Source organism: Symbioplanes lichenis (assembly GCF_030709675.1).
Taxonomy (GTDB): Bacteria; Actinomycetota; Actinomycetes; order Mycobacteriales; family Micromonosporaceae; genus Actinoplanes; species Actinoplanes lichenis.
Genome location: NZ_JAUZQD010000014.1, coordinates 37,889 through 60,557, shown reverse-complemented (window position 1 = coordinate 60,557; position 22,669 = coordinate 37,889). Strand labels below are relative to the sequence as shown.

Below are 22,669 nucleotides of genomic sequence, written 5' to 3'. Positions count from 1 at the left end.
TCTCATGTGGACCGTTCCGTTCATGGTCGCGGGTGCGGCAGACTCGGCGGCATGCCGTTCCTCAACGTGGTCGATCCGGCATTCAGCTTCACCGCGCCGGAGGTCTTCGCCGCCCAGGAGGCGTCCTGGTACGCCGACACGCCGATCGGTGCCGTCGTGCTGCGGCACGCCGAGGCGCACGAGCTGCTCCGCGACCGCCGCCTCGACCACGGCGGCGACGGCTATCTGCGCACCAACGGGATCACCTCCGGACCCATCTACGACTGGTGGGTCCCCATGATCGTCAATCATGACGGCGCCGACCACCGCCGGTTGCGCGGCCTGGTGCACAAGTCCTTCACGCCGCGTACGGTCGATCAGTTGCGCCCCTTCATCCGCGCGAAGACGACCGAGCTCGCCGGGGCTCTCGACGGCGCCGACTTCGTGGAATCCTTCTCCGACCGGCTGCCGCTGGCGGTCATGTGCGAGCTGCTCGGGGTGCCGCCCGAGGACTACGACGTCTTCAGCCAGTGGACCGGCGACATCGGCATGATCTTCGGCCTGGCCGCGGGCGGCGACACCGCGGCGCGCGTCGAGCGGGCTGTCGCCGGCCTGACCGGCTATGTCGACGCGCTGATCGACCGCCGGGTCGCCCACCCGTCCGGCGACCTGATCTCCGGCATGATCGCCGCCTGGCGCACCGACGACACCGTCACCCGGGACGAAGTTCGCAACCTGCTCGTCACGCTGGTCTTCGGCGCCCACGACAACACCCGCGACCAGTTCTCCAACGCTCTGGTCGCCTTCGCCGAGCACCCGGACCAGTGGGCCGTTCTCCGCGGCCACCCCGAGCTGGCCGAGCGCGCCGTCAACGAGGCCATGCGCTGGCGCCCCTCCGCCTCGACCGTCCTGCGCCGCTCGATCGAGGACTTCGAGTACGGCGGCCTCCCCCTGCCCGCCGGCAGCCTGCTCACCGTGGCCGTCCAGATCGCCCAGCGCGATCCGCGCGCCTATCCGGGCGGGGACGTCTTCGACATCACGGTCGTCCGCGAGGCGCCGCTGTTGCAGTTCGGCGCCGGCCCGCACTACTGCCTCGGCTCGGCCCTGGCCCACGCCGAACTCGAGGAGGCTCTCCCGATCCTGGCGAGCCGCCTCGGTTCGCCCGCGATCGCCGGCCCGGTCACGTGGCGCCCCGCCATCGGCATCCACGGCCCGAACAAGTTGCCGCTCACCTTCGGATGAGATCGCGGGCCAGCCGCAACGCAACCTGGCGGCGTTCCTCCGGGGTGCCGCCGAGCCGGTCCGCCCGGATCGCCGCCATCATCAGCGTGTCGATCGCGAGCCGGCCGCGCATCCGGGACTCGACGTCACTTCCGGGCGCCACCCGGGCGGCCAGCTCCTCGAAGGCGCGCATCAGCCCGACCGCGGCCGGCATCCCGCGCAGGGCGTGCTCGTTGACCCGGCTGCACGTCAGCAGGTCCCCGAACTCGCCGGCGAGCAGCTCCGAGATCCGGTCCAGCGGCGCGGGGTCCCCGGCGGCCCGCTCGACCAGGGGCAGCAGCTCGGCGTACGCCCCGGTGAGCACCTCCTCCTTGCTGCGGAAGTGGTGGTAGACGGCGGGCCGGGTGATGCCCAGCCGGTCGGCGACCTGCGCCAGCGACGTGTGCTCGTACCCCTGGGTGATGAAGAGCTCGAGCGCGGTGGCGCGGATGCGTTCCCGGGTGTCGGACCGTCTCATGCCGCTAGCTTACTTACGCGTAAGTAAGCTACGTTGCCGGGTATGGATCAACGAGTTCTGGTCACCGGCGGCAGCCGGGGCATCGGCGCCGCGACAGTCCGGCGCTTCGCCGAGCAGGGGGCCGTGGTCATCGCCGCGGCCCGGCGCGCGCCCGACGAGCCGCTGCCGGCGACCTTCATCGAGGCGGACCTGTCTGTCGCCGCCGGCGCCGAACGCCTGGGCCGCGAGGTCATCGACCGCTTCGGCGGCGTGGACGTGCTCGTCGACAACGCGGGCGCCGGCTCGTCACCGCAACCGGTCCTCGGCCGCGACGACGACTCCTGGCTGGCCGACTTCCAGACCAACCTCATGAGCGCCGTACGCCTCGACCGCGTCCTCGTGCCCGGCATGGTCGAGCGCGGCCACGGCGTCGTCGTCCACGTCTCCTCGATCGCCAGCCACACCGCCCAGCCCGTCCAGGCCGCCTACGCAGCGGCGAAGGCGGCCCTCAACGTCTACAGCCGGGCGCTCGCCGTCGAGCTCGGCCCATCGGGCGTACGCGTGGTCAATGTCCTGCCCGGTTTTGTCGCCACCCCCGGAGCCGTCGCCCAGCACCAGCGCCTGGCCGACCAGCGCGGCCTGCCCCTCGAGGACTTCCAGCGCGAACTCGCCGCCAACCTGAACGTCCCGATGCGCCGCCCGGGCGACCCCGAGGACGCCGCCGAACTGATCGCCTTCCTCGCCTCGCCCCGAGCCAAGTGGCTGACCGGCGCCCAGTTCCGCGTCGACGGCGGCATCCTGGCCGAGGTCTGACCGCGCTGGGCAGCGCCTCGTGACCGGCAGCTCATCGCCCAGCACCGGAACCGTCGTCGGGCGCGTCACCGGAGCTGTCGACGGCCACCGGTGCGGGTGCGCCGGTGGCCGGTGGTGCTCAGATCTGGGCGAAGCCACCGTCGACGGCGAGGTCGGCGCCGTTGACGTAGCTCGACGCGAGGAAGACGGCCGCCGCGGCGATCTCCTCGGGCTCGGCCAGCCGGCCCAGGGGAACGGTCGCGCCGGCGCCGGCCAGCGCCTCGGCCGGGAGCAGGTCGATCAGGCCCTGCGTCAGAGTCCCGCCGGGCGACAGCACATTGATGCGGTACTGCCCCGCCCCGGCACCGTGGGCGAACCCGCGCACCAGGTTCCGGATCGCGGCCTTCGTCGCTCCGTACACCGGCAGGAACGACTGGGGCCGGGTAGCCGCCGTCGATCCGGTGAGGATGATCGACGCGCCCGGGTTCAGCAGGGGCAGCGCCTTCTGCACGGTGAACAGCGAGCCCTTGACGTTCGTGGTGAACATGGCGTCGAACTGCTCCTCGGTGATCTCGCCCAGCGGGGCGGCGATCCCGATCCCGGCGTTGGCCACCAGGACGTCGATCCGGCCCGCCCGCTCGGCGACCGTCGCGTAGAGCGCGTCGAGCTCGTCGAGCCGGCCCACGTCGCACCGGATCCCGGTCACTTGCGGGCCCAGCTCGGCCTCCACCTCGTCGAGCTGCGCCTGGCGGCGGCCGGTGACGAACACCCGCGCGCCCTCGGCCTGATAGGCCCGCGCGATCGCCCGCCCGATGCCGGCGTTCGCCCCGGTCACCACCGCGACCTTGCCTTCCAGCACTCCCATGGTCACTCCGTACCCTCGTTATTGACCGTCCGGTCCATAACAGTGGGTTATGGACCACATAGTCAATAAATGAGGCGGAGGTGTGACCGGCAGCACCTGTCGAACAAGTCAGTTCCGGAGGACGCGGAGCGAGTCGAGGGCAACCGCGGTGAGGGCCGCGCGACCGACTCCGGCGCGGCCGAGCAGCTCCATCCCCCGCGTGATCGCGACGAAGTACGTGGCCAGCGACTGCACGTTCGCGTCGGCCGGCAGGTCACCGGCGGCCCGCGCGAGCTCCAGGCAGTGCCCGTAGATCCCGGCGAGCTGTTCGATGCCGGACTTCGTGACCGCCGACAGCTGGTCGGACTCGCCGGTCGACTCGACGAGCGCCCGCGTGGTGAGCGAAACCCGGCTGTCGCTGCGGCTGAACTCGATCGCCAGCCGCAGCATGTGCCCCCGGATCCGCTCCACCGGCGAGGCGTCGCCGTGCTCCAGCGCCTCCGAGACGGCCCGCGCCGCCTCCTCCCGGTCCTCCGAGAGCGCCCGCAGAAACAGCTCCCGCTTCCCGCCGAACGCGTTGTAGAGACTCTGCTTGCCCAGCCCGGTCGCCTGCACCAGATCATCCAGCGTCGTGGCGGCGAGACCACGCACGGCGAACACCTCGCCGGCGCTGCTGACAACGTCGCGCTCGACGAACTTCCGGGGACGGGCCATCCCCCCAGACTAGTTGGTCAAAAACGTTCGACCAGCGTGCGGTACCAGGCGATCGCCGTATGGAAGGCGTCGACGGTCACGTGCTCGTCGACGCCGTGGATGCTGTCGCGCTGGCGGCGGGTCATGGCGAAGGGCGTGAAGCGGTAGACGCGCGGGCAGATGTCGGTGAAGTGGCGGGCGTCGGTGGCGGCCATGGTCACGTACGGGCTGGTGACCGCGGCCGGGAAGTGGGCCGCGACGGTCTGCTCGAGCAGGGTGAAGGCCTCGTCGAGCGGGGCGGACGGCGACGGCTCGGCCTGTTCGAGGACGCGGATGTGGACCTGGTCGTCCGCGATCACCTTGCGGACGTGGGCGATGACACCCGCCACGGTGTCGCCCACCAGCACGCGGATGTTGACGCCGGCGGTGGCGGTGGCGGCGACGACGTTGAGGGACGGGGAGGCCTTCAGTGTCGTGACGGCGATGGTGCTGCGGACCATCGCCGCCGCCTCGGGTCCGGCCGCCGGCAGCAGGCGGGCCAGCAGGAAGCGCCTGAGAACCCAGGCCGGGACGGGGAATCTGATCTGCCGGGCGGCGCGCCGCACCAGCTCGACCGTGGCGTCCGGGACTGCGGCGGGCATCGGCGCCCGGTCCAGCCGCGTGATCGCGCGGGCCAGCCGGGCGGTCGGGCCGTTGCGGGCCGGGGTCGCCGCGTGGCCGCCGCGGCCGTCGACCCGCAGCTCCAGCGATGTCATGCCCTTCTCGGTGACGCCGATGACGGCCATCGGCACCTTCACCCCGGGGAAGGCGTCGTGCGCGACCGCGCCGCCTTCATCGAGCACGAACCATGGGCGTACGCCCCGGCGGGCGAGCTCGCGCACGGCAAGCTGGGCGCTCTCCCCCGCGATCTCCTCGTCGCAGCCGAACGACAGCCACACGTCCTGCCCCGGCGTGCACCCCTCGGCGAGCAGGTCCTCGACGGCCTGGCAGATCGCGGCCAGGCTGCCCTTGCAGTCCAGCGTGCCCCGGCCCCACACGACGCCGTCCACCACGTCGGCCCCGAACGGCGGATGCGTCCACTCCCCGGTGGCGGGCACGACGTCGAGGTGTGCCATGAGCACCACGGGACGGTCGGAGGAGGCGCCGGCCCACCGGAACAGGAGCCCGTGACTGCCGACCCGGGTCAGCGCAAGCCGCTCGTGCAGCAGCGGATAGCACCGCCGCAGCGTGTCAAGCACCTGGTCCAACCCCGCGTGATCACCCGCCACGGCAGGGATCCGGATCAGCTCCCGGAAGGCGTCCAGCGCACTCACCGGGCGATGGTAGCCACCGCGGGGAACGAGGTGCCGGTCAGCTGCTCGGAGATCGTCCAGATGCGGGCGGCGTCCTCGGGGCTGCGCAGGCGGGAGTAGAGCTTCTGCTCGGCGGGCGCGCCACCCACATGACCGGGGCCGCTCGGGCCGAAGAAGAGCCCGCCGGGCGAGGTCGCCGCGAGCAGAGCCGGGCCGCCGGCGCTTTCCGGGGTGCCGGCCAGGATGCCGTGCCGGCTGAGGAAGCGGATGAGCCGTACCTGCGGGGTGTCCTTGGACCGGCCGACCTCGGGCCGCGCGGCCAGCAGGTTGGTGGGCGCGACGCCGGGGTGGCAGATGTTGCTGGTGATGCCCCACCCGGCGGCCTGGCTGCGCCGGTCGAGCTCGAGCCCGAAGAGCCCGAAGGCGATCTTCGACTGGCTGTACGCGCGCATGCCGCTGTACGACTTCTCCCAGTTCAGGTCGTCCCAGTTGATCGCGTTGGAGTTGGCGGCGACGCTGATCTGCGAGGTGACGTGGGCCTGCCCGGCGCGCAGCAGCGGCAGCAGCTGCGCGACCAGGGCGAAGTGACCGAGGTGGTTGCTGCCGAACTGCAGCTCGAAGCCGTCGGCGGTGGTCTGCCGGCTGGGCGGGGTCATCACGCCGGCGTTGTTGATCAGCAGGTGGATCGGCCGGCCCTCGGCGGTCAGCGTGGCGCCGAGCGCGGCGACCGAGGCCAGCGACGACAGGTCGAGGTCGCGCAGCGACAGGGCGGCTCCGGGGTGCTGCTGCCGGATCGAGGCGATCGCCGCTTCGCCCTTGCGTCGATTGCGTACGGGCATGAGCACCTCGGCCCCGGCCGCCGCGAGCCGCCGCGCGATGCCCAGGCCCACGCCGTCGCTGGCGCCGGTGACGACGGCGAGTTTTCCGGAAAGGTTTGTCATGACCCCAGGCTGCCCGAGTCGCCGGACCGTAGCCACGGCCTGCCGATCCGTGGCTACGCGGACCGGGCCGCTGGTAGAACGAACGGGTGATCGATCGAGCCGGGCTCGCCCTCTTCCTGCGCCGCCGCCGCGAGGCCCTGCAGCCGGAGGACGTCGGCCTCCCCCGCGGGCAGCGCCGCCGCACGTCCGGGCTGCGCCGCGAGGAAGTCGCCGCGCTGTGCCACATCTCCGCCGACTACTACAGCCGGCTGGAGCGCGAGCGCGGCCCGCACCCGTCGGAGCAGATGATCGCATCGATGGCCCAGGGCCTGCACCTCTCCCTGGACGAGCGGGACCACCTGTTCCATCTGGCCGGGCACCGGCCGCCCCTGCGCGGCGCGTCCAGCGACCACATCAGCCCCGGCATGTTGCGCATCTTCGACCGCCTCGAGGACAGCCCGGCCGAGATCGTCACCGAGCTCGGTGAGACGCTGCGGCAGAACGCGCTGGCTGTCGCCCTCAACGGCGACAACACGCGGTTCACCGGCCCGGCCCGCAGCATGGGCTATCGCTGGTTCACCGACCCCACGACCCGCGAGCGCTACCCGGCCGAGGACCACGTCTACACCTCGCGGCTCTACACCGCCGGTCTGCGCGAGGTGATCGCCCGCCGGGGCCCAGCCTCGCCCGCGGCCCAGCTCGGCCGGCAGCTGCTGTCCGAGAGCGAGGAGTTCCGCGCCTACTGGGACGAAGGCATGGTCGGCATCCGCTACCACGACGGGAAGCGCCTGCTGCACCCCGAGCTGGGCCTGCTCGAGCTCCGCTGCGAGGATCTGCTCGACCGGCACCAGTCGCACTCCCTGGTCGTCTTCACCGCCACGCCGGGCTCGGCGACGTACGAAAAGCTGCAACTCCTCTCAGCGGTCTAGACTGCGGCGGTGACCAGCACTGCGGAGTCGGCGAAGGCGTGCGGGGACCTGCCGGTCGTCCACGGCGACTTCGTGCGGGACGTGCTCGACCGGGTGGGCGACAAGTGGAGCCTGCTGGTGATCGCCAACCTGCGCGACGGCCCGTTGCGCTACTCGCAGCTGCACCAGGTCGTGCCCGGCATCTCGCAGCGCATGCTCACCCTGACCCTGCGGCAGCTGGGCGAGGACGGCCTGATCGTCCGGACCGCCCACGCCGAGGTGCCGCCGCGCGTCGAATACACGCTGACCCCGCTGGGTGACAGCCTGTTGCGGACGGCCACCGCGCTCGTGGAGTGGGCGTCGGACCACCACGCCGAGATCCTCCGGAACCGCGGGCTCAGCCGAGGGTGAAGGCCTCGCCGAGCTTGCGGGCCTGCTCGTGCGCCTCGGTCACCGAGGCCTCGTGCAGCGGGACGAGCCCGGCCATCATCGGCACGACCGGGGCCAGCCCGAAGGACGGGACGACGAAGTCCAGGTCGAGGCCGAGCTCCTGACCGAGGATCGTCTCGAGGTGCGGCACCAGGTGATCGCGCCCGTGGTTCGGGCTGCCGGGGTGGTAGTCGCCGCCGCGCGAGGAGACCACGACGGCGTGCCTCCCCCGGGCCGGCGGGCCGTCCGGGAGCGCGATCGTGCGGCCGACCACGGTGATCTGGTCGATCCAGGCCTTGAAGGACGACGGGACGCCGTAGTTGTAGAGCGGCACCGTGAAGAGATAGCCGCCCGCGCCCAGGAACTCGTCGACGAGCTCGTCCTGCAACGCCTGGGCGGCCCGCTGCCCGGGGGTGTGGCCGGCGCGGTCGCTGAGCCGCGCCGCGAGGCCGTCCGGGGACAGGTGCGGGATCGGGTGCGCGGCGAGGTCGCGGTGGACGACCGCGGTGCCGCCCCAGGCGTCGCGGAAGGTCCGGGCGACCTGGCGGGAGATCGACTCGGCGGTGAAGGAGGTGGCGTCGATGTGCAGCAGATAGGACAAGGCTCGCTCCCAGGGAGTAACGCACAAGTTGTGCGTTGCCCCATCATGCGTCCGCGCGGGAAAGCTTACAAAACGCACATTCATGTGCGTGCCGTCAGCGGAGCGGGAGCTCGATCCGGACCGTCGTGCCCTCGCCCTCGGCCGAGTCGACGGCGATGCGGCCGTGGTGGTTGTCCACGATGGTGCGCACGATCGCCAGCCCCAGGCCCGTACCCGGGATGGCCTGGTGGATCGCGTTGCTGGCGCGGAAGAAGCGGGCGAAGAGCTGCTGCTGCTCGGTGGGCGGGATGCCCATGCCGGTGTCCGCGACCGCGAGGTGCACCTCGTCGCCCTCGCGCCGGGCGGAGACCGTGACCGTGCCGCCGGACGGCGTGAACTTGACGGCGTTGGAGAGCAGGTTCATGAGTACGCGATCCAGCTGCTCGTTGTCGGCGGTCAGCTCGAGAGCGGCGTCCACCTCCCGGCACAGGGTCACGCCGGCCTTGGCCGCGGCGGGGGCGACGGCGGCGAGCGCGTGATCGGTGAGCGCGACGAGATCGACGGGGCTGCGGGCCGTACGGAAGGAGCCCGATTCGATCTTGGACAGCGTGAGCATGTCCTCGATGAGCTCGCGCAGCCGGCGGGTGTTGCGGGCGATGACGTCGAGCATCTTGCGCTGCGGCGGGTCGAGCTCGCCGGCCTCGGCGTCCAGCAGCAGCTCGACGTAGCCGGCGATGCTGGTCAGCGGCGTGCGCAGCTCGTGCGAGACGGTCGACATGAAGTCGGTCTTGGCGGTGTCGAGGTCGCGCAGGCGGGCGACGAGCTGCTGCTCGCGCTCGTAGAGGCGGGCCAGGTGCACCGCGCGGCCGAGATCGTTGGCGATGACCTCGGTGAGCCGGACCTCGACCGGGTTCCACGCGGCCCCGGCGTCGCGGATCAGGGTGAGCGCGCCCAGCAGCTCCTCGCCGCCGCTGACCGCCACGGTGAGCACCGGCCCGGGGAAGGCCGCCAGCGCGCCGGTCTCGGCCGCGGGCCCCGGGTCGCCGCTGGTCCAGACATCCCCGGTACGCAACCACGTGACATCGCTCTCCGTCAGCCCCGCCAGGACGCCGCCCGCGTGTTCGTCCCGGAGGCTGACGACCGCCGGCACGTCGGTCTGCCCGGGTGCCAGGCGCAGCAGCACGTGATCGGCGCCGACGGTGGCCGCGGCGCCCTCGATCGCCTCGCGCACCGCGTCCTCGACCTTGAGGTGGGCCCGGATGCGATAGCCGAGCGCGCGCACCTCGCCGCGCAGCCGGGCGATGTCGTCCTCGGCCCGCCGGATGCGCTCGTGCTCCTCGGCCATCTCGTTGATCGCCAGCGCCACGGCCCGGATCTCGGTCGGCCCCCGCTCCGGGTCGGCCCGCGCCTCGAGCTCGCCCGCGCGGCGCCGGCCGATGACCGCGCCGACCCGGGCCAGCGGACGGGTGATCCGGCGGGCGGTCAGCCCGGCGGCGCCCAGCGCGACCACGGCGGCCAGCACGGTCAGGGCCACGACCACGGCGACGGTCACCTCGCTGAGCCGCGAACTGCGCCGCTGCAGGTCGGCCGCGCGCGTGGCGAGACTGGCGTCCAGCTTCTCGTTCTCCGCCTGAAAGGCCTGGAAGAGCGGCTTGCCCTGATTCACGTACGCGGCCGCGGCGGCGCTGCGCGGCGGGGCCAGCCGTTGCTGCTCGGCCAGTCGCCACCACTCGTCGGCCCGGTCGAGCTGCTCGTCGACCGAGACGCGCTCGTCGCTGTGCGCCAGGTCGCTCAGCTCCCGCCCTGACTGCTCATAGGCGGTGCGCGCCGCGTAGTAGGAGTCCAGCAGCTGCCCGTCGCCGGTCAGCAGATAGCCGCGCAGGCCGCGCTGGGCGTCGCCGAGGGTGGTGCGCAGCTCGGCGTTCGCCAGTTCGAGCGGCTGGACGTACTCGGAAAGCTGCTTGACCACCCGGTGCTGCAGCGTCAGCGCGGTGGCCTCGGCCCCGCCCGTGGCGACGATCAGCCCGACGACCGCGCCGAAGGCCCGGGTGAGCAGGTGCCCGACGGACCGGTTCCTGGGCATGGGCGTGTGACCCGCGGGTCAGGCCCGCGCCCGGGTCAGCAGGGCCTGGATGCGTGACACCAGCTCCCGCGGGCTGAACGGCTTGGTCACGTAGTCGTCGGCGCCCGCGCTGAAGCCGCCCTCGACGTCCTGCTCCTGCACGCGGGCGGTGAGCATGATGACGAGGATGCCGGCCGTCGCCGGGTCGGCGCGCAGCATCCGGCACACGTCGATGCCGGAGAGCCCGGGCATGGAGACGTCGAGCACGGCCAGCGTGGGCCGGCGCAGGCGGGCCTGCTCCAGCGCGGCCTGGCCGTCCTCGACGGAAACCACCTCGAGCCCGGCCTGTTCGAGCTTGAACGCGACCAGATCCCGGATGTCCGCGTCGTCGTCGGCGACCAGCACCACCGTCACGGCGTACCCCCCAATTCTCCCTTATCCGGACAATATCGGTTCTGCCTGCTCGGAGGTTGGTTCTCCCGCAACCGCACCGCAACTCGGGCGCAGCACGAATGCATCCTCCGCGCGGTGTTCTTGATCCAGACACCCGCAGGAGGAGATCATGACCGCCGTGGACCTCGACGACGTCCGTATCGAAGCCCTGTTCCTGTCCGACCTGCAGGGCTCGGACCAGCCGACGCCCGAGTCGATCCGCGCCGCGGTCACCGAGACGGTCGGCCGGCTGGGCGAGGGCGGGTGCGCCGCGCTGGTCGCCCAGGAGTTCGGCGAGCACCCCGACTGCGCCCCGACGCGGATGAAGTGGGCGCGCGGCGCGGTGCGGAAGGCGTACGCCGGCTGATCCTGCTAGTGTCTCCGCCATGCACGCGCGCTTGAGCATGTGGTGGCCCGCCGGTCCGGCGGTCACTTCTCGCGCGTAACACTCACGCGGCCGCCTCCCCGAGGCGGCCGTCGGCTTCTCTGCCGGGCAGTCCCGGCGGCGGTCCCCGACCCGATCGAGGACCCATGGAACCCTTCGCCCTGCTGCACCGCGACGGCGCCCCGCACGTCGAGCTCCTCCGCGGCTCCTTGGAGACCGTGCCCACGCTCGCCGACATCCCCCTGCCGCCCGGCCGCGGCCCGCAGACCCTGGCCCTGATCCCCTATCGGCAGATCACCGAGCGCGGGTTCGCATGCGTGGACGACGGGACTCCGCTCGAATGTCTGCGGGTGTCCTCGGTCACCTCGGTGCCGCTGGCGGAGATCATCGCCGGCCTGCCCGGCGAACTGTCCGTCTCCGAGGGCGCCTTCGACATCGACGACGAGACCTACGCCGGCATCGTCGGGGACGTGCTGCGGGAGGAGATCGGCCACGGCGAGGGCGCCAACTTCGTCATCCACCGGGTGTACGAGGCCACGGTCGCGGGCGACCCGGTCGACGCCGCCCGGGCCGCGTTCCGCCGGCTGCTGACCGGCGAACAGGGCGCCTACTGGACGTTCCTGGTGCACACGGGCACCCGGACGCTCGTCGGCGCCACCCCGGAACGGCACGTCAGCGTCGACGCCGGGCTGGTCATGATGAACCCGATCAGCGGCACCTACCGGCACAGCGACCCGCGCGGACTGGCCGAGTTCCTCGCCGACCGCAAGGAGATCGAAGAGCTGCACATGGTCCTCGACGAGGAGCTCAAGATGATGGCCACGGTCGCCGAGCACGGCGGTCAGGTCGTCGGCCCGTACCTGAAGCACATGGCGCACCTCACCCACACCGAGTACCTGCTCGCCGGGCGCGGCTCACTCGACGTCCGCGACGTGCTGCGCGAGACGATGTTCGCGCCGACCGTCACCGGCAGCCCGATCGAGAACGCCTGCCGCGTCATCGCCCGCCACGAGCGCCGCGGCCGCGGGTACTACGCCGGGGTGCTCGCGCTGCTGGGCCACGACGACGAGGGCCGCCAGACGCTGGACGCGCCGATCCTGATCCGTACCGCGTCGATCTCCCCCGCCGGCGAGCTGCGCGTCCCGGTCGGCGCCACCCTGGTCCGGCACTCCACGCCCGCCGACGAGGTCGCCGAGACCCACGCCAAGGCGGCCGGGGTGCTCGCCGCCCTGCACGGCCGCGCGCCTTCCTCCTTCGAGCCACCCGTCGCCGACGAGGCCGCCCTGGCCGCCCTGGCCGCCCGCAACGAGGGGCTGGCCCGCTTCTGGCTGGACGAGCGAACCCCGGGCAACCCGTCGCTCGGGCGCACGGCGGTGATCGTCGACGGGGAGGACACCTTCACCGCCATGCTCACCCACCAGCTGCGCGCGCTGGGGCTGAGCGTTTCCGTCGTCCCGTGGAGCGCTCCGGCCGTACCCCCGGCTGATCTTCTGATCCTGGGACCCGGCCCGGGCGACCCGGCGTCGGACTCGCCCAAGATGGTCCGCCTGCGCGGCCTGGCCGCCGCCGCACTGGAGGACGGCCGCCCGATCCTCGGCGTGTGCCTGGGTCACCAGATCCTGGCGAGCGTGCTCGGCCTGCCGCTGCGGCGCCGCGACTCGCCCTATCAGGGGCTGGCCCGCGACATCGACCTCTTCGGAGCGACGCGCCGGGTCGGCTTCTACTCGAGCTTCACCGCGCTGGCCTCGGAAGACGCAGACGGCTTCGAGATCGCCGCGGACCCCGACGGCACGGTCCACGCCCTGCGCGGCGCCGGATTCGCGGGCGTGCAGTTCCATCCCGAATCGGTGCTGAGCAGGGACGGCCTGGTCGTGCTGGGCGACTTGTTACCGGCACTTCTCGAACGGGTGATTAGCCCGTCCGTGAGCGGGTAGCGAAGAAGATGTCGGTGGTTCAGGCGGATCGAGAGCCTCCGCCTGGGCCACCGGCCCCGAACGGGTGACCCCCGATGGCCGTTCCGCGCGCCGATCCGCCACACAACGAACCACGCCGGGCCCGCCGCCCGGCACCACCGTCAGGACATCGAAGTGTGTCCTTATTCCGACTGTCCAAGGCTTGCACCCACCCCTACCCTGAGCAAACCGGGTGAAGCGCGCCGATCTCCCCGGCCGGGCGGCCCACCCGGCTCAGCGCCGCTGCGCGGCGAGCGGCGGCAGGCGGGAAGAGGACGCCCATGGACATGCTCCGGTCGTCTCCCGATGCGGCATCAGCACCCATTGTCGTGAGCCTAGCTGGCTTACGACACCATTGCCCGCATGCGATGCAGCCAGGTGCGGCGCTCGGTGACGAGGCCCGGGATGAGGGGTGACCAGTGCCGACTTTCTTCCTGAGCTCGGCAGCCGGTGACGACGACCCCTATGTCAGGCAGTTCTTCGACGACCTGCGCCATCACGTGCCGGACTCGGCATCCTCCTTTCTGGGCACCATCGGCAACGGCGACCGGCACCCCCCGCCGGAGCTGCTGCTGCGGCTGGCGTCCTGCGATGTCTTTCTCGCCCTGGTGTCGCCCCGCTACCTCGGTTCGGACGCCTGCGGGCGCCAGTGGCAGGCCTTCGCCGATCGCTGGCCCCCCGGGGAGCCGGTGCCCACCATGGTGCCGCTGGCCTGGGATCTCGCGGCCGAACCCCCGCCCGGGCTCGGTCCCCTCCTCACCCCGTCCGCGGTCGACGGCGACGAACGGGATCTGCGACAACTGCTGCGACTGCGCAGTCTTCGAGAGCGGTACCACGATTTCCTGCGCGCCGTCGCCGAGCGCATCATCACCGTCGCCGCAGCCGCCCCGGCGCCACCCGCCAAACCGCTTCGCGATCTCACCGAGGTGGCGAGCGCGTTCGCCGTCGCCGCCTCCGGCCCGCGGGTCCATTTCGTCATCGCGGCCGCCACTCGCGACGAGATGGACAAGGTCCGCCGGGACGTGGCCTATTACGGCGACGAGGCCCTGGCTTGGACGCCCTATCTCCCCGCCGCGCCCGAGTCGCTCGCCAGCCGCGCCCGGCTGCTCGCCGCCGACCGGGCGCTATCGGCCGAGGTCGCCGCGCTGGACGACGTGCCGGAGCTGATCGAGCGGGCCCGGGCCGCGCGCGAGATAGTCGTCATCCTGTGCGACTGGTGGCTGACCCGGCTCGACGCCTATCAGCATGTCCTCGCCGAGATCGACAGTCGCGGACTGGGTGACACGGCACTGCTGGTGCCCGCCAGCCGGCTCGACGACGAGACGACCGAGCATCTGGCCGAGCTCCGCTTCGGACTGCGCACCACGTTCCGGGCCGCAGCGGCCGGACCACAGTCGCTGGTCCGCAGTGAGGTGCCGAGCGTCCACGCGTTCGACGCGGATCTTGCCGGCTTGCTCGAGGAAGCGCGTAACCGGCTCTTTCGCGGCGGGGGCGCCGACGCGTCCTCCGAGGAGGGACCGTTGGTCCCCCGGCCCATTCTCCGGGGCCCGTGATATTGGCACATTGCCCGTACACTGAGGCTTGTCCAGGGCCTGCCTCGACCGGCACGAACCCGTAAGGGAATCGTCCGGGTCCAGCCGCGCCGACAATCCGCACCGTGAGATCAAACCCGACGATTGTTCCTTACCGGGAGCTCGCCCGTGGGTATGCCTGCACCTCCGCCGCGGTTCTTCATCAGCTATGTCCATCACTCCCCCGAGGACAATCAGCACGTCGAGAAGTTCTACGAGGATCTCGACCGTGACGTGCGCCTGTTCGCCGGCATCAGGCAGCAGCGCGCCGGATTCTGCGACACGTCCTTCCAGCTCGGTCATCGCTGGTCACAGGGGTTGGTCGACGCGCTGAGCACCACCCAGATCTTCATCCCGCTGCTGAGCCCCGCCTATTTCGCCAGCGAGGCCTGCGGCAAGGAGTGGACCTTGTTCGAGTCCCGGTTGTCCCGCGACAGCCAGGTGTCATCCATCATTCCCCTGCTCTGGGTCGGAATGCGCAACCTGCCCGCCGTCGCCGAGGAATACCAGTACAAGGAGGCGTCGTTCGGACCGGACTACGAGGAGCACAAGCTGCGCGCCCTCATCCGCGACCGCCGGCACGACGACGCTTATCAGGCCTTCGTCCAGGTCCTCGCCGACCGCATCGTCGAACTGAGTGATGAGCATCCCCTGCCACCGGCCACCGGGCGGCCCCGGTTCGACGAGGTCCGCGCCGCCTTCGGGACCGCTTTTGATCAGCAGCCCGACCGCACCCCGGTGCCCCGCCGCCGCAACGGCGCCGCGGTCCGGCCGGACCATGTCGACCTGCCCATCCTCAATCCACACGCCTCGGCCGAGGACGCCCGATGACGGGCAGCGGCACCGGCCCGGACGGCCGGATCATCACCTTCTACAGCTACAAGGGCGGCACCGGTCGCACCATGGCGCTCGCCAACGTCGCGTGGCTGCTGGCCACCAACGGCTACCGGGTCCTGGCGATCGACTGGGACCTCGAGTCCCCGGGACTGCACCGCTACTTCCACCCGTTTCTCCGCGACAAGCAGCTGAAAAGCTCCGACGGCATCCTGGACCTCGTCCGCCGGCACTCCGAGCGGGCCCTCCGCGGCGAAGCCGGCTCGTCGCGCGTCCACATCCAGGAGTATGCGGCCTCGCTCGACTGGGAGTTTCCCCGCGGCGGCCTGCTCGACTTCGTCGGGGCCGGGCGGCTGGATCTCGGTTACGCCAAGGCCGTGAGCACTTTCGACTGGGACAGCTTCTGGCATCAGGGGCAGGGCCGGCAGCTTCTGCGGGCGCTGCGCGAGGACATGACCAGCAGGTACGACTTCGTGCTGATCGACAGCCGGACGGGCACCAGCGACACCGGCGGCATCTGCACCGTCTATCTGCCCGATGTCGTGGTCAACTGCTTCACCCTCAACACGCAGAGCATCGCGGGCGCCGCCGCCATCACCCAGTCGATCGTCGACATGAATCCCGACATCACCGTCTACCCCGTGCCGACGCGCATCGAGGACGGCGAGAAGGCCAAGCTCGAGCGGGGCCGGACCTCGTCGCGGCGGACCTTCGAGCCGCACCTCAAGTTCCTCGGAGCGGAGTCCGCCGACGGCTACTGGAACAGCGTCGAGGTGCCGTACATCCCCTACTACGCGTACGAGGAGATCCTGGCGGCCTTCGGCGACACGCCCGGGCAGAACGGCCGGCTGCTGGGCCCCTACGTCCGGCTGGCGTCACGGCTCGCCGGACACGACTGTCCGGCCGACACCATTCCCGAGGCCGACCGCAACCGGGTGCTCGGCGCCTTCGAGCAGACGGTGCCGCGGGACAAGCGCGCTGTCGTGGTGGCGTACGCCCCGCTGGACCGCATCTGGGCCGAATGGCTGCGCGACCGGCTCGACAGCAGCACGCACAGCGCCCTCCTGCACAACATCCGGGACTCGGCCCTCGACCTCGACAAGGTGGAGGACCTTCTCGTGATCTACTCCCGGGACTTCCTCGCCCGGGAGGGCGGCGAGCGGCTGCTGCGCCGGATCCGCGACCGGCTCGGCGCGGACACACCCTCCACCGCGGCGTTGCTCCGGGTGGATGCGACCCCCCTCGAGCGCCGGGTGCCACCGCGCGCCCTGGTCGACGTCATGGGCGCCGCGGAGGACCGGGTTCTGGAGATGACCTCGCTCGCGCTGGGCCTCGATCCGGTCCTGCGCCCGCACCCCGCGCCGACGGCCGACAGCATCCGGTTCCCGGCGGACCGGGCTCCCCACTTCGAGGTCGGCCTCAACCGCAATCCGCGGTTCTCCGGCCGGGGCGGCGTGATCGAGGGCATTCGCGAGCGGCTGCTCGCCCGGCGCCCCGACGGCGCCCAGCTGGCCCTCATCGGCCTGCCCGGGGTGGGCAAGACGCAGACCGCGCTGGAATATTGCTACCGCTTCGCCGCCGCGTACGACGGCATCTGGTGGATCTCCGCCGCGCAACCGGCCCGGGTCCGCCTCACCCTGGCCAACGTGGCCACCCAGCTCGGCCTGCCCGGCGATGACGTCGAGGAGCAGATCGCAGCCGTCCTCGATGCCTTCCGCACTGCCGCGCCCGTCCGCCGCTGGCTGGTGGTGCTCGACAACGTCGATGACCCGGCCGAACTCCGGGGCCTGCTGCCGGCCGGCCCGGGACACCTCCTGGTGACCTCCCGCAACCCACGCTGGGCCGATGCGCTGGAATCTCTGGACCTGGGCGTCTTCAAGCGCGCCGAGAGCGTGGAACTGCTCGGCCGCCGGGTGCAGGGGGTGGCTCGCTCCGACGCCGACCGCCTCGCGAACCGTCTCGGCGACCTTCCGCTCGCCCTCGAGCAGGCCGGTGGTCTGCTCAGTACGACCGGCATGGCCGTGACCGACTATCTCGATCTGCTGGATCATCGGGCCGCGGAAGCCATGAGCGAGAACGCCCCTGCGACCTATGACCAGACCGTGGCGTCGACGGTCGGCCTGGCCTACGACCGTCTCGCCGCCAACAATCCCGCGGCGACCCGCCTCATCGAACTTCTCGCATTTCTCGCGCCCGAGGTCATCCCCTACCGCATGATCAGTAATAAACAGATGACCACGCTGCTCGCCCCGATCGACCCGACCATGCACGACCCGGCCCGGCACGTGGCCCTGGTCCAGGAGATCGGCCGACTGGGCCTGGCCCGCGTCAACGCGGGCGTGAACGAGGCCGGTCCGGAAAGGCGCGGGGTCGTCGTGCACAGGTTGACGCAGGATATAGTACGCTCGCGCCTGTCCGAAAAGGCCCATAAGGACCGAAGGCGAGAGATCCAGAGCGTGCTGGCCGAGACCGACCGGGGCAATCCGGACAACGCCGAAAACAGGGCCAAGTACGAAGCCATCCGCCCCCATCTGGAGACCAGCGGCGCGCTGAGCTCGGCGGAGCCCGAGACCCGTCAATTGATCATCGACATGACGCGCTACTTGTTCAACCGTGGCGACTTCGTCGGCTGCCGGGATCTGGCCGAAGCGGCACTGCGGGAGTGGCTGCCCCGTTCGGGTGACGATGACGTCTCCGTGCTCCGGCTGCGGCGCAATCTCGCTCTGGCGCTCAGCGGCATGGGCCGGGACGCCGAGGCATACGCGATGAACGAGGACAGTCTCGCCCGGCTGCGCCGCACCCTCGGGGACGATGATCCCTACACGCTCGCCACCGCGATGATCCTGGCCGCGGACCTCCGGGCGCGCGGCGAGTACGAGAAGGCGGCCGCCCTGGACAGGCGGACCCTCGACGGGTTCCGGGAGGTCTACGGCGACGACAACCCGGACACCTTGAACGCCGCCAACAACCTCGCCGTGTCACTCCGGCTCGTGGGTGACTTCCGGCAGGCGGAGAGGCTCGACCGGGACACGCTCGAACGCCGCCGCAAGATCCTCGGCATCGACCACGAGCGGTCCAACAGCTCCCGGGAGAACACCGGCGCCGACCTCATCGAGCTGGGCGAGCTGGAGGCCGCCCGCAACATGCTCGAGACGGCCTACGGCACCAGCATCCGCAACGGGGAGAGCCCGTTCCGCACCATCCGCATCGCGCACACGTACTCGGTGGCGCTGCGCCGGCTCAGCCTGGTCGACAAGGCCGCGGACGTGATCGACGACGCGGTGCGGCGAGCCCTGCACGTACTCCGGTCGCAGCATCGGCTTACGCTGAGCTGTCAGCTGGAGCAGGCGGACGTCAGGTGGGCACAGGGCCGTGTCGACGAGGCCCGGGCCATCGGCGAACAGGTGTACCAGACCTTCCGGGAAACCCGCGGTGCGGACCATCCGGAGACCATGGTGTTCGCCCACGACCTCGCGATCTTCCGGCGGGAGGCAGGAAATCTCGAGGGAGCGCTGCAGCTGGCGGAGCAGACATTCGACCGGCTCGAGACGCTGTTCGCGCCGGCCCATCCCTACACCGTCGCCAGCACCATCACCCTGGCCAACGCGCAGTTCGCGATCGGGCAGCGACATCTGGCGGCGAAGACGGACGCCGACGTTCTCGGCCGCCTGCGCCGCGCCGCCTATGCCGATGATCACCCGGCGCTGCTTGCCGCCCTGTCGAACTGGGCCCTCAGCCACCAGGACACCGATCCTGCCGGGGCGGCCCGGTACAGCGAGGAAGCCGTCGTCAAGCTGGTCGACAAGTTCGGTCCGGACCACCCGAGCACCCGCGCGGCGCAGCAGGGCCGGCGGATAGATCAGGACATCGCGCCTTTCGCGGTCTGACCGGCCCGCCGGGCGTCCTGGCGCCAGGCGTCGAGGGTGGCGCCCAGCGCGGCGGTGAAGATCTCGCCGGCGGGCGTGAGCTCGCCGGAGGCGCTCAGTTGGTCAAGCCCGTAGCAGACCTGCTGGTGGGATCGCGCGAACCGGCTGTCGGCGAGCCGCCGCTCGGATCCGGCGGTGCGGTGTCGCCGTTCCCGCCAGAAGCCGGTGACGCCGGCGAAGGCGTACACGCCTTGCAGCAGCGCGGATGCGGGCCGGGGGTCGGGCCGCCAAGGCGCGTGCCACACGGCCGGGCCGCCCTCGGCACAGAGCGGTACCAGGTCGAGGAGCGCGTTCAGCTTCTCGTGCTGGAACTCGTGGACCAGTAGTTCGGCCGCTGTCACCGGGTCGCCGGGCGCCGACATGGCGACGGCCCCGAAGGTCCCACGGGCCGACGCACTCGCCTGAGAGCCGTCGGCCGGCGTCCGCAGGGGAACGACAGCCCGGAGTGCCGGCCGCATGGCCGCCGCATGCTCCGGCTGCTCCTGGACGAGCAGCGCCCACGCCTGCTCCAGCGTGCGCATGAACTCCACCTGGTCGCCGGGCCGGAGGGCCGGCAGCACCGGCTTGCCGAACCGGTCCCGCAGCGGGTCGGCATCGGTGACAACGGCCGGGAAGTGCCGCGGGCCGGCCGTGTGGGTGACGATGCGGGTGTCCGGCGTCCACGATGCGTCCTGAACCGTCAGCTGATCCGCGATGCCGGCTTCGGCCGCCACGGCTGCGGCCAGACCGCCGAGATAGCCGGCTGCTCGCGGAGGCGCCGTCCCGGTGGCGAGCGAAGGAGCGACGGAGCGGAACCAAGCGCCCAGGAAGGGATGACGCAGCAGATCCCGGCCGCGCTCCGGTGCTTCGCGGTCGATCCGGGCCACCAGCCGCAGGGCCGAGCCGAAGTCCGGGTGCAGCTGGGCAGCCCGCGCGGCCACGGCGACCAGCGCCACCCGCCGGAGCGACAACTGGCCGTCGATCAGGAGCGCGATGGTGGCGGGAGCACCGTGGCCCCGGCCCAGGTCCGCCAGCTGAGCGGCGGTCACCCTGATGCTCCGGCTGCTCACGCCGCCAGTCCCAGGGCATCGACGACAGCACGATTCACGTGGCCGATGAGCTTGCGAAGATCGGCGCAGTAGACCGATGGATGGGCGAAGCCACCGTCGTGACCATAGCGATGGGAGAAGTGGCCACCGCCGCACACCTTGACAACCGGGCATGTCTGGCACAGCGGCGGCAGGCGGTCGAACGTACGGTGCATCTCGAGTACCCGTGGATGCCGGGTCGCCACCGCCAGCGAGTCGCGATGGACGGACAACCCGGTGGCTCCCCGGCCCGGGGCCGTCGTCTTGAGCGCGTCCGAGGCTTCGAGCTGTCCGTCCGTCTCGATGGTGATCGCCTTGGCCGAGTTGAGGCCGACCGCCTCGGTGTCGCTGATCCCGCCGAGCAGCAGCCCGATGATCGACTCGAAGAGCCGGATGCCGGTCTCCCGATGGGGCGCCCAGAACCACCGGTCGAAGACAGTGATCAGCCAGTCCGCGTACGGAGTGCCGCCGGCTGCGGCTGCCGGCGGGTGCACCCAGTTGGCGAGCGGCAGGAGCAGGTCGATCTGCGGCGGTCGCAGGGCCACCAATTCCTCGTACGTGGCCAGCGGGTCGTTGGTCACGTCGACGGCGCACAGCAAGCCCGTCCACAGGTCCCCGGCGGAGCGCAACCGGGCGAGGCCCTGTTCCACCAGTGCGAAGCTCGGCCGCCCGTCGGCGAAGACGCGGTGCCGGTCGTTCGCCTCCCGTCCGCCGTCGACGCTGATGCCCACGCCGATGTCGTGTCGCGCGAAGACCTCGACGAAACGCTCGTCGATCAGCGTGCCGTTGGTTTGCAGCGTCACGTCCACCCGCGTCGCTGCGGGCACCCGGGAGCGTATTCCGGTGATCACGTCTTCGATCACCGCGGGCCCGGCGAGCAGCGGTTCGCCGCCGTGCAGGACGACGAAGATCTCCCGCAGCCCGTACGCCTCGGCGTGCTCGCCGATCCGGGCGGCCACCGCCTCGATGGTCCGGGGGCTCATCACCTTCGGCCGGTCACGCCAGCTCTGATCGACGTGGTGGTAGACGTAGCAGTAGTCGCAGGACAGGTTGCAACGGCTGTGCAGCTTGACGATGAACTGCTGGAACGGGACGTCCCGCACGAGCTCAGTCATGACGCGGGGCGGACCGGCGCAAGGGGGCCGCGTTGAACGCCGCCACCCGCTCGCAGGCGCCGGAGGCGGCATCCTCCACCACCCGGCGCAGGCAGTGGTCGAGCACCGTGTCGCCGGCCGCCCGCAGCGCGAGCAAGTCGTCCAAAGGCAGATCGGCGGCGCGCAACAGATCCGTCTCGAACGAAGTCATCACTTCTCCTCGGTGCCGGAAGCGGGAGTGGCGTGCAGGGGTCGCCGGCCGGGGAGCCAGCCCTCAGCGAAGCGCACCGCGTCGCGGAGTGGAAAGAGGCGGCTGGGCGCGGCACCCACCATGCCTCTGCTGAGAACGCCGCCTTCGCCGCAGTCGGACTCGAATGCTTTTCCGAGGAGATCGAAATCGCCGGCATCGAGCCCGATCGACTCGTATGCTACCCACTCCCGTCCGCGTTCGGTCCTTACCGCGGCAGTCAATTCGACGACCGGCAGGCCGGGCAAGCGCGTTTCGGCGAGGTGGAAAGCGGTGCACGACTCGTAGCCGACGCCGAGCAGGAGAACCTTGGCACCGGACCGTTCCAGCGCCGCCAGGGGCGAGCGGTCACCGAGCAGGCTGGACAGCTCGTGCACGGCCATCAGCTCGGCCGCCCGGGGACCGATCGCCGCGAAGGATGTCAGCGGATGGGCGCTGCGCGCGGCGCCGGGCCAGGTCCGGACCCGTTCGGCCACGGCGCCCATAGCGGTGCTGGGAGTCAGTTCGGGGTCGAAGGCGGGCAGACTCCGGATAATCTCGGCCCACCACTCCGGCGGCACCGGGCGGTGCCCCCATCGCGACGGGTGCCGGTTGTCCAGGGTCTGCGCCGGCACGACAACCGTTCCGGCCGGACCGGCGGCAGTCAGCAGCGCCTGCACCAGGACGGTGGGCCCGCCGCACACCCAGCCGACGGCACGCAGGGAACTGTGGAGCAGAATGACATCGCCCGGACATACGCCGAGATGAATGAATTCACGTTCGAGCGATTCGGCTGTCGACAACACTTCCTGCGCTGGATCCATCCGTTTCCTCCCCGCGGGTCGTCCCTTCCATCCTGGCGCCATCGGCCACTCGGACGATCGGTTCTGGCAAGGACCGACGGAAGTTGACGGCGGCTGACGCAGGCCGTCCAATGGACTTCGTCCGATTGGCAGAACCTGACAT

At 71.4% G+C, this 22,669-nt stretch carries 21 protein-coding genes; 9 read left to right on the top strand and 12 right to left on the bottom strand.

Annotated elements, in window-relative coordinates; genetic code table 11:
* The first annotated feature begins 51 nt into the window (after positions 1-51).
* Positions 52-1,221 (top strand): cytochrome P450, encoded by a 1,170-nt coding sequence (locus RAN62_RS30015; RefSeq protein ID WP_305788172.1) that lies wholly within the window; start codon positions 52-54, stop codon positions 1,219-1,221.
* Here the strand turns inward: RAN62_RS30015 and RAN62_RS30010 are convergent.
* Positions 1,208-1,717, bottom strand: a complete 510-nt coding sequence (locus RAN62_RS30010) for a TetR/AcrR family transcriptional regulator (protein WP_305788171.1) — start codon at positions 1,715-1,717, stop codon at positions 1,208-1,210. The two genes, RAN62_RS30015 and RAN62_RS30010, sit on opposite strands and share 14 nt — an antisense overlap.
* A gap of 42 nt (positions 1,718-1,759) precedes the next feature.
* Between RAN62_RS30010 and RAN62_RS30005 the strand changes: the two genes are divergently transcribed.
* On the top strand, positions 1,760-2,509 hold the full coding sequence (locus tag RAN62_RS30005) for an oxidoreductase (RefSeq protein ID WP_305788170.1): 750 nt from the start codon (positions 1,760-1,762) through the stop codon (positions 2,507-2,509).
* A 118-nt stretch (positions 2,510-2,627) separates the two neighbouring features.
* Here RAN62_RS30005 and RAN62_RS30000 read toward each other — a convergent pair whose 3' ends face one another.
* The 4 genes from RAN62_RS30000 to RAN62_RS29985 form a co-directional block, all read right to left on the bottom strand.
* Positions 2,628-3,353, bottom strand: coding sequence for an SDR family NAD(P)-dependent oxidoreductase (locus RAN62_RS30000; RefSeq protein WP_305788169.1), 726 nt, complete (start codon positions 3,351-3,353; stop codon positions 2,628-2,630).
* 108 nt (positions 3,354-3,461) lie between these two features.
* Entirely contained in the window at positions 3,462-4,046 is a 585-nt protein-coding gene (locus tag RAN62_RS29995) for a TetR/AcrR family transcriptional regulator (RefSeq protein WP_305788168.1), read from the bottom strand.
* Between the two features lie 17 nt (positions 4,047-4,063).
* On the bottom strand, positions 4,064-5,338 hold the full coding sequence (locus tag RAN62_RS29990; RefSeq protein WP_305788167.1) for a M20/M25/M40 family metallo-hydrolase: 1,275 nt from the start codon (positions 5,336-5,338) through the stop codon (positions 4,064-4,066).
* Positions 5,335-6,258: an SDR family oxidoreductase gene (locus tag RAN62_RS29985; RefSeq protein ID WP_305788166.1), complete on the bottom strand. Its 924-nt coding sequence runs from the start codon at positions 6,256-6,258 to the stop codon at positions 5,335-5,337. The genes RAN62_RS29990 and RAN62_RS29985 overlap by 4 nt, the downstream gene beginning before the upstream one ends.
* Before the next feature lie 86 nt (positions 6,259-6,344).
* Between RAN62_RS29985 and RAN62_RS29980 the strand changes: the two genes are divergently transcribed.
* Complete coding sequence (locus RAN62_RS29980; protein ID WP_305788165.1) at positions 6,345-7,166, top strand: helix-turn-helix transcriptional regulator; 822 nt, start codon at positions 6,345-6,347, stop codon at positions 7,164-7,166.
* Between the two features lie 9 nt (positions 7,167-7,175).
* Positions 7,176-7,556 (top strand): winged helix-turn-helix transcriptional regulator, encoded by a 381-nt coding sequence (locus RAN62_RS29975; RefSeq protein WP_305788164.1) that lies wholly within the window; start codon positions 7,176-7,178, stop codon positions 7,554-7,556.
* Here RAN62_RS29975 and RAN62_RS29970 read toward each other — a convergent pair.
* From RAN62_RS29970 to RAN62_RS29960, 3 genes are all read right to left on the bottom strand, one after another.
* Positions 7,543-8,175 carry an FMN-dependent NADH-azoreductase gene (locus tag RAN62_RS29970; RefSeq protein ID WP_305788163.1) on the bottom strand — a complete coding sequence of 211 codons (633 nt, stop codon included), beginning with the start codon at positions 8,173-8,175 and terminating at the stop codon, positions 7,543-7,545. The two genes, RAN62_RS29975 and RAN62_RS29970, sit on opposite strands and share 14 nt — an antisense overlap.
* A gap of 94 nt (positions 8,176-8,269) precedes the next feature.
* On the bottom strand, positions 8,270-10,237 hold the full coding sequence (locus RAN62_RS29965; RefSeq protein ID WP_305788162.1) for an ATP-binding protein: 1,968 nt from the start codon (positions 10,235-10,237) through the stop codon (positions 8,270-8,272).
* Between the two features lie 18 nt (positions 10,238-10,255).
* The gene (locus tag RAN62_RS29960; RefSeq protein WP_305788161.1) at positions 10,256-10,630 is read right to left on the bottom strand and encodes a response regulator transcription factor; all 375 of its coding nucleotides are present in this window, start codon (positions 10,628-10,630) and stop codon (positions 10,256-10,258) included.
* Between the two features lie 148 nt (positions 10,631-10,778).
* Between RAN62_RS29960 and RAN62_RS29955 the strand changes: the two genes are divergently transcribed.
* From RAN62_RS29955 to fxsT, 5 genes are all read left to right on the top strand, one after another.
* Positions 10,779-11,015, top strand: coding sequence for a hypothetical protein (locus tag RAN62_RS29955; protein ID WP_305788160.1), 237 nt, complete (start codon positions 10,779-10,781; stop codon positions 11,013-11,015).
* A gap of 164 nt (positions 11,016-11,179) precedes the next feature.
* Positions 11,180-12,967, top strand: coding sequence for an anthranilate synthase family protein (locus tag RAN62_RS29950; RefSeq protein ID WP_305788159.1), 1,788 nt, complete (start codon positions 11,180-11,182; stop codon positions 12,965-12,967).
* Between the two features lie 437 nt (positions 12,968-13,404).
* The gene (gene fsxC / locus RAN62_RS29945; RefSeq protein WP_305788158.1) at positions 13,405-14,538 is read left to right on the top strand and encodes an FxsC protein; all 1,134 of its coding nucleotides are present in this window, start codon (positions 13,405-13,407) and stop codon (positions 14,536-14,538) included.
* 153 nt (positions 14,539-14,691) lie between these two features.
* A complete protein-coding gene (locus RAN62_RS29940) occupies positions 14,692-15,387 on the top strand; it encodes a TIR-like protein FxsC (protein WP_305788157.1) in 696 nt (231 codons plus the stop codon).
* Positions 15,384-19,277: an FxSxx-COOH system tetratricopeptide repeat protein gene (fxsT, locus tag RAN62_RS29935; RefSeq protein WP_305788156.1), complete on the top strand. Its 3,894-nt coding sequence runs from the start codon at positions 15,384-15,386 to the stop codon at positions 19,275-19,277. Before RAN62_RS29940 ends, fxsT begins: the two co-directional genes overlap by 4 nt.
* Here the strand turns inward: fxsT and RAN62_RS29930 are convergent.
* The 4 genes from RAN62_RS29930 to RAN62_RS29915 are packed head-to-tail and all read right to left on the bottom strand — an operon-like array spanning position 19,250 to position 22,527.
* Positions 19,250-20,365 carry an aKG-HExxH-type peptide beta-hydroxylase gene (locus RAN62_RS29930; protein ID WP_305788155.1) on the bottom strand — a complete coding sequence of 372 codons (1,116 nt, stop codon included), beginning with the start codon at positions 20,363-20,365 and terminating at the stop codon, positions 19,250-19,252. The genes fxsT and RAN62_RS29930 overlap by 28 nt on opposite strands.
* The gene (locus tag RAN62_RS29925; RefSeq protein WP_305788154.1) at positions 20,362-21,498 is read right to left on the bottom strand and encodes an FxsB family cyclophane-forming radical SAM/SPASM peptide maturase; all 1,137 of its coding nucleotides are present in this window, start codon (positions 21,496-21,498) and stop codon (positions 20,362-20,364) included. The genes RAN62_RS29930 and RAN62_RS29925 overlap by 4 nt, the downstream gene beginning before the upstream one ends.
* Entirely contained in the window at positions 21,491-21,688 is a 198-nt protein-coding gene (locus tag RAN62_RS29920) for an FxSxx-COOH-like cyclophane-containing RiPP peptide (RefSeq protein ID WP_305788153.1), read from the bottom strand. Before RAN62_RS29920 ends, RAN62_RS29925 begins: the two co-directional genes overlap by 8 nt.
* Positions 21,688-22,527: an AAC(3) family N-acetyltransferase gene (locus RAN62_RS29915; RefSeq protein WP_305788152.1), complete on the bottom strand. Its 840-nt coding sequence runs from the start codon at positions 22,525-22,527 to the stop codon at positions 21,688-21,690. The genes RAN62_RS29920 and RAN62_RS29915 overlap by 1 nt, the downstream gene beginning before the upstream one ends.
* Positions 22,528-22,669 lie beyond the last annotated feature (142 nt).

Excerpts from the sequence above, each read along its gene's own strand:
- RAN62_RS30015 (WP_305788172.1), top strand. The coding sequence starts at position 52 with ATGCCGTTCCTCAACGTGGTCGATCCGGCATTCAGCTTCACCGCGCCG.
- RAN62_RS30010 (WP_305788171.1), bottom strand. The coding sequence starts at position 1,717 with ATGAGACGGTCCGACACCCGGGAACGCATCCGCGCCACCGCGCTCGAG.
- RAN62_RS30005 (WP_305788170.1), top strand. The coding sequence starts at position 1,760 with ATGGATCAACGAGTTCTGGTCACCGGCGGCAGCCGGGGCATCGGCGCC.
- RAN62_RS30000 (WP_305788169.1), bottom strand. The coding sequence starts at position 3,353 with ATGGGAGTGCTGGAAGGCAAGGTCGCGGTGGTGACCGGGGCGAACGCC.
- RAN62_RS29995 (WP_305788168.1), bottom strand. The coding sequence starts at position 4,046 with ATGGCCCGTCCCCGGAAGTTCGTCGAGCGCGACGTTGTCAGCAGCGCC.
- RAN62_RS29985 (WP_305788166.1), bottom strand. The coding sequence starts at position 6,258 with ATGACAAACCTTTCCGGAAAACTCGCCGTCGTCACCGGCGCCAGCGAC.
- RAN62_RS29965 (WP_305788162.1), bottom strand. The coding sequence starts at position 10,237 with ATGCCCAGGAACCGGTCCGTCGGGCACCTGCTCACCCGGGCCTTCGGC.
- RAN62_RS29955 (WP_305788160.1), top strand. The coding sequence starts at position 10,779 with ATGACCGCCGTGGACCTCGACGACGTCCGTATCGAAGCCCTGTTCCTG.
- RAN62_RS29950 (WP_305788159.1), top strand. The coding sequence starts at position 11,180 with ATGGAACCCTTCGCCCTGCTGCACCGCGACGGCGCCCCGCACGTCGAG.
- RAN62_RS29940 (WP_305788157.1), top strand. The coding sequence starts at position 14,692 with ATGCCTGCACCTCCGCCGCGGTTCTTCATCAGCTATGTCCATCACTCC.
- fxsT (WP_305788156.1), top strand. The coding sequence starts at position 15,384 with ATGACGGGCAGCGGCACCGGCCCGGACGGCCGGATCATCACCTTCTAC.
- RAN62_RS29925 (WP_305788154.1), bottom strand. The coding sequence starts at position 21,498 with ATGACTGAGCTCGTGCGGGACGTCCCGTTCCAGCAGTTCATCGTCAAG.
- RAN62_RS29920 (WP_305788153.1), bottom strand. The coding sequence starts at position 21,688 with ATGACTTCGTTCGAGACGGATCTGTTGCGCGCCGCCGATCTGCCTTTG.
- RAN62_RS29915 (WP_305788152.1), bottom strand. The coding sequence starts at position 22,527 with ATGGATCCAGCGCAGGAAGTGTTGTCGACAGCCGAATCGCTCGAACGT.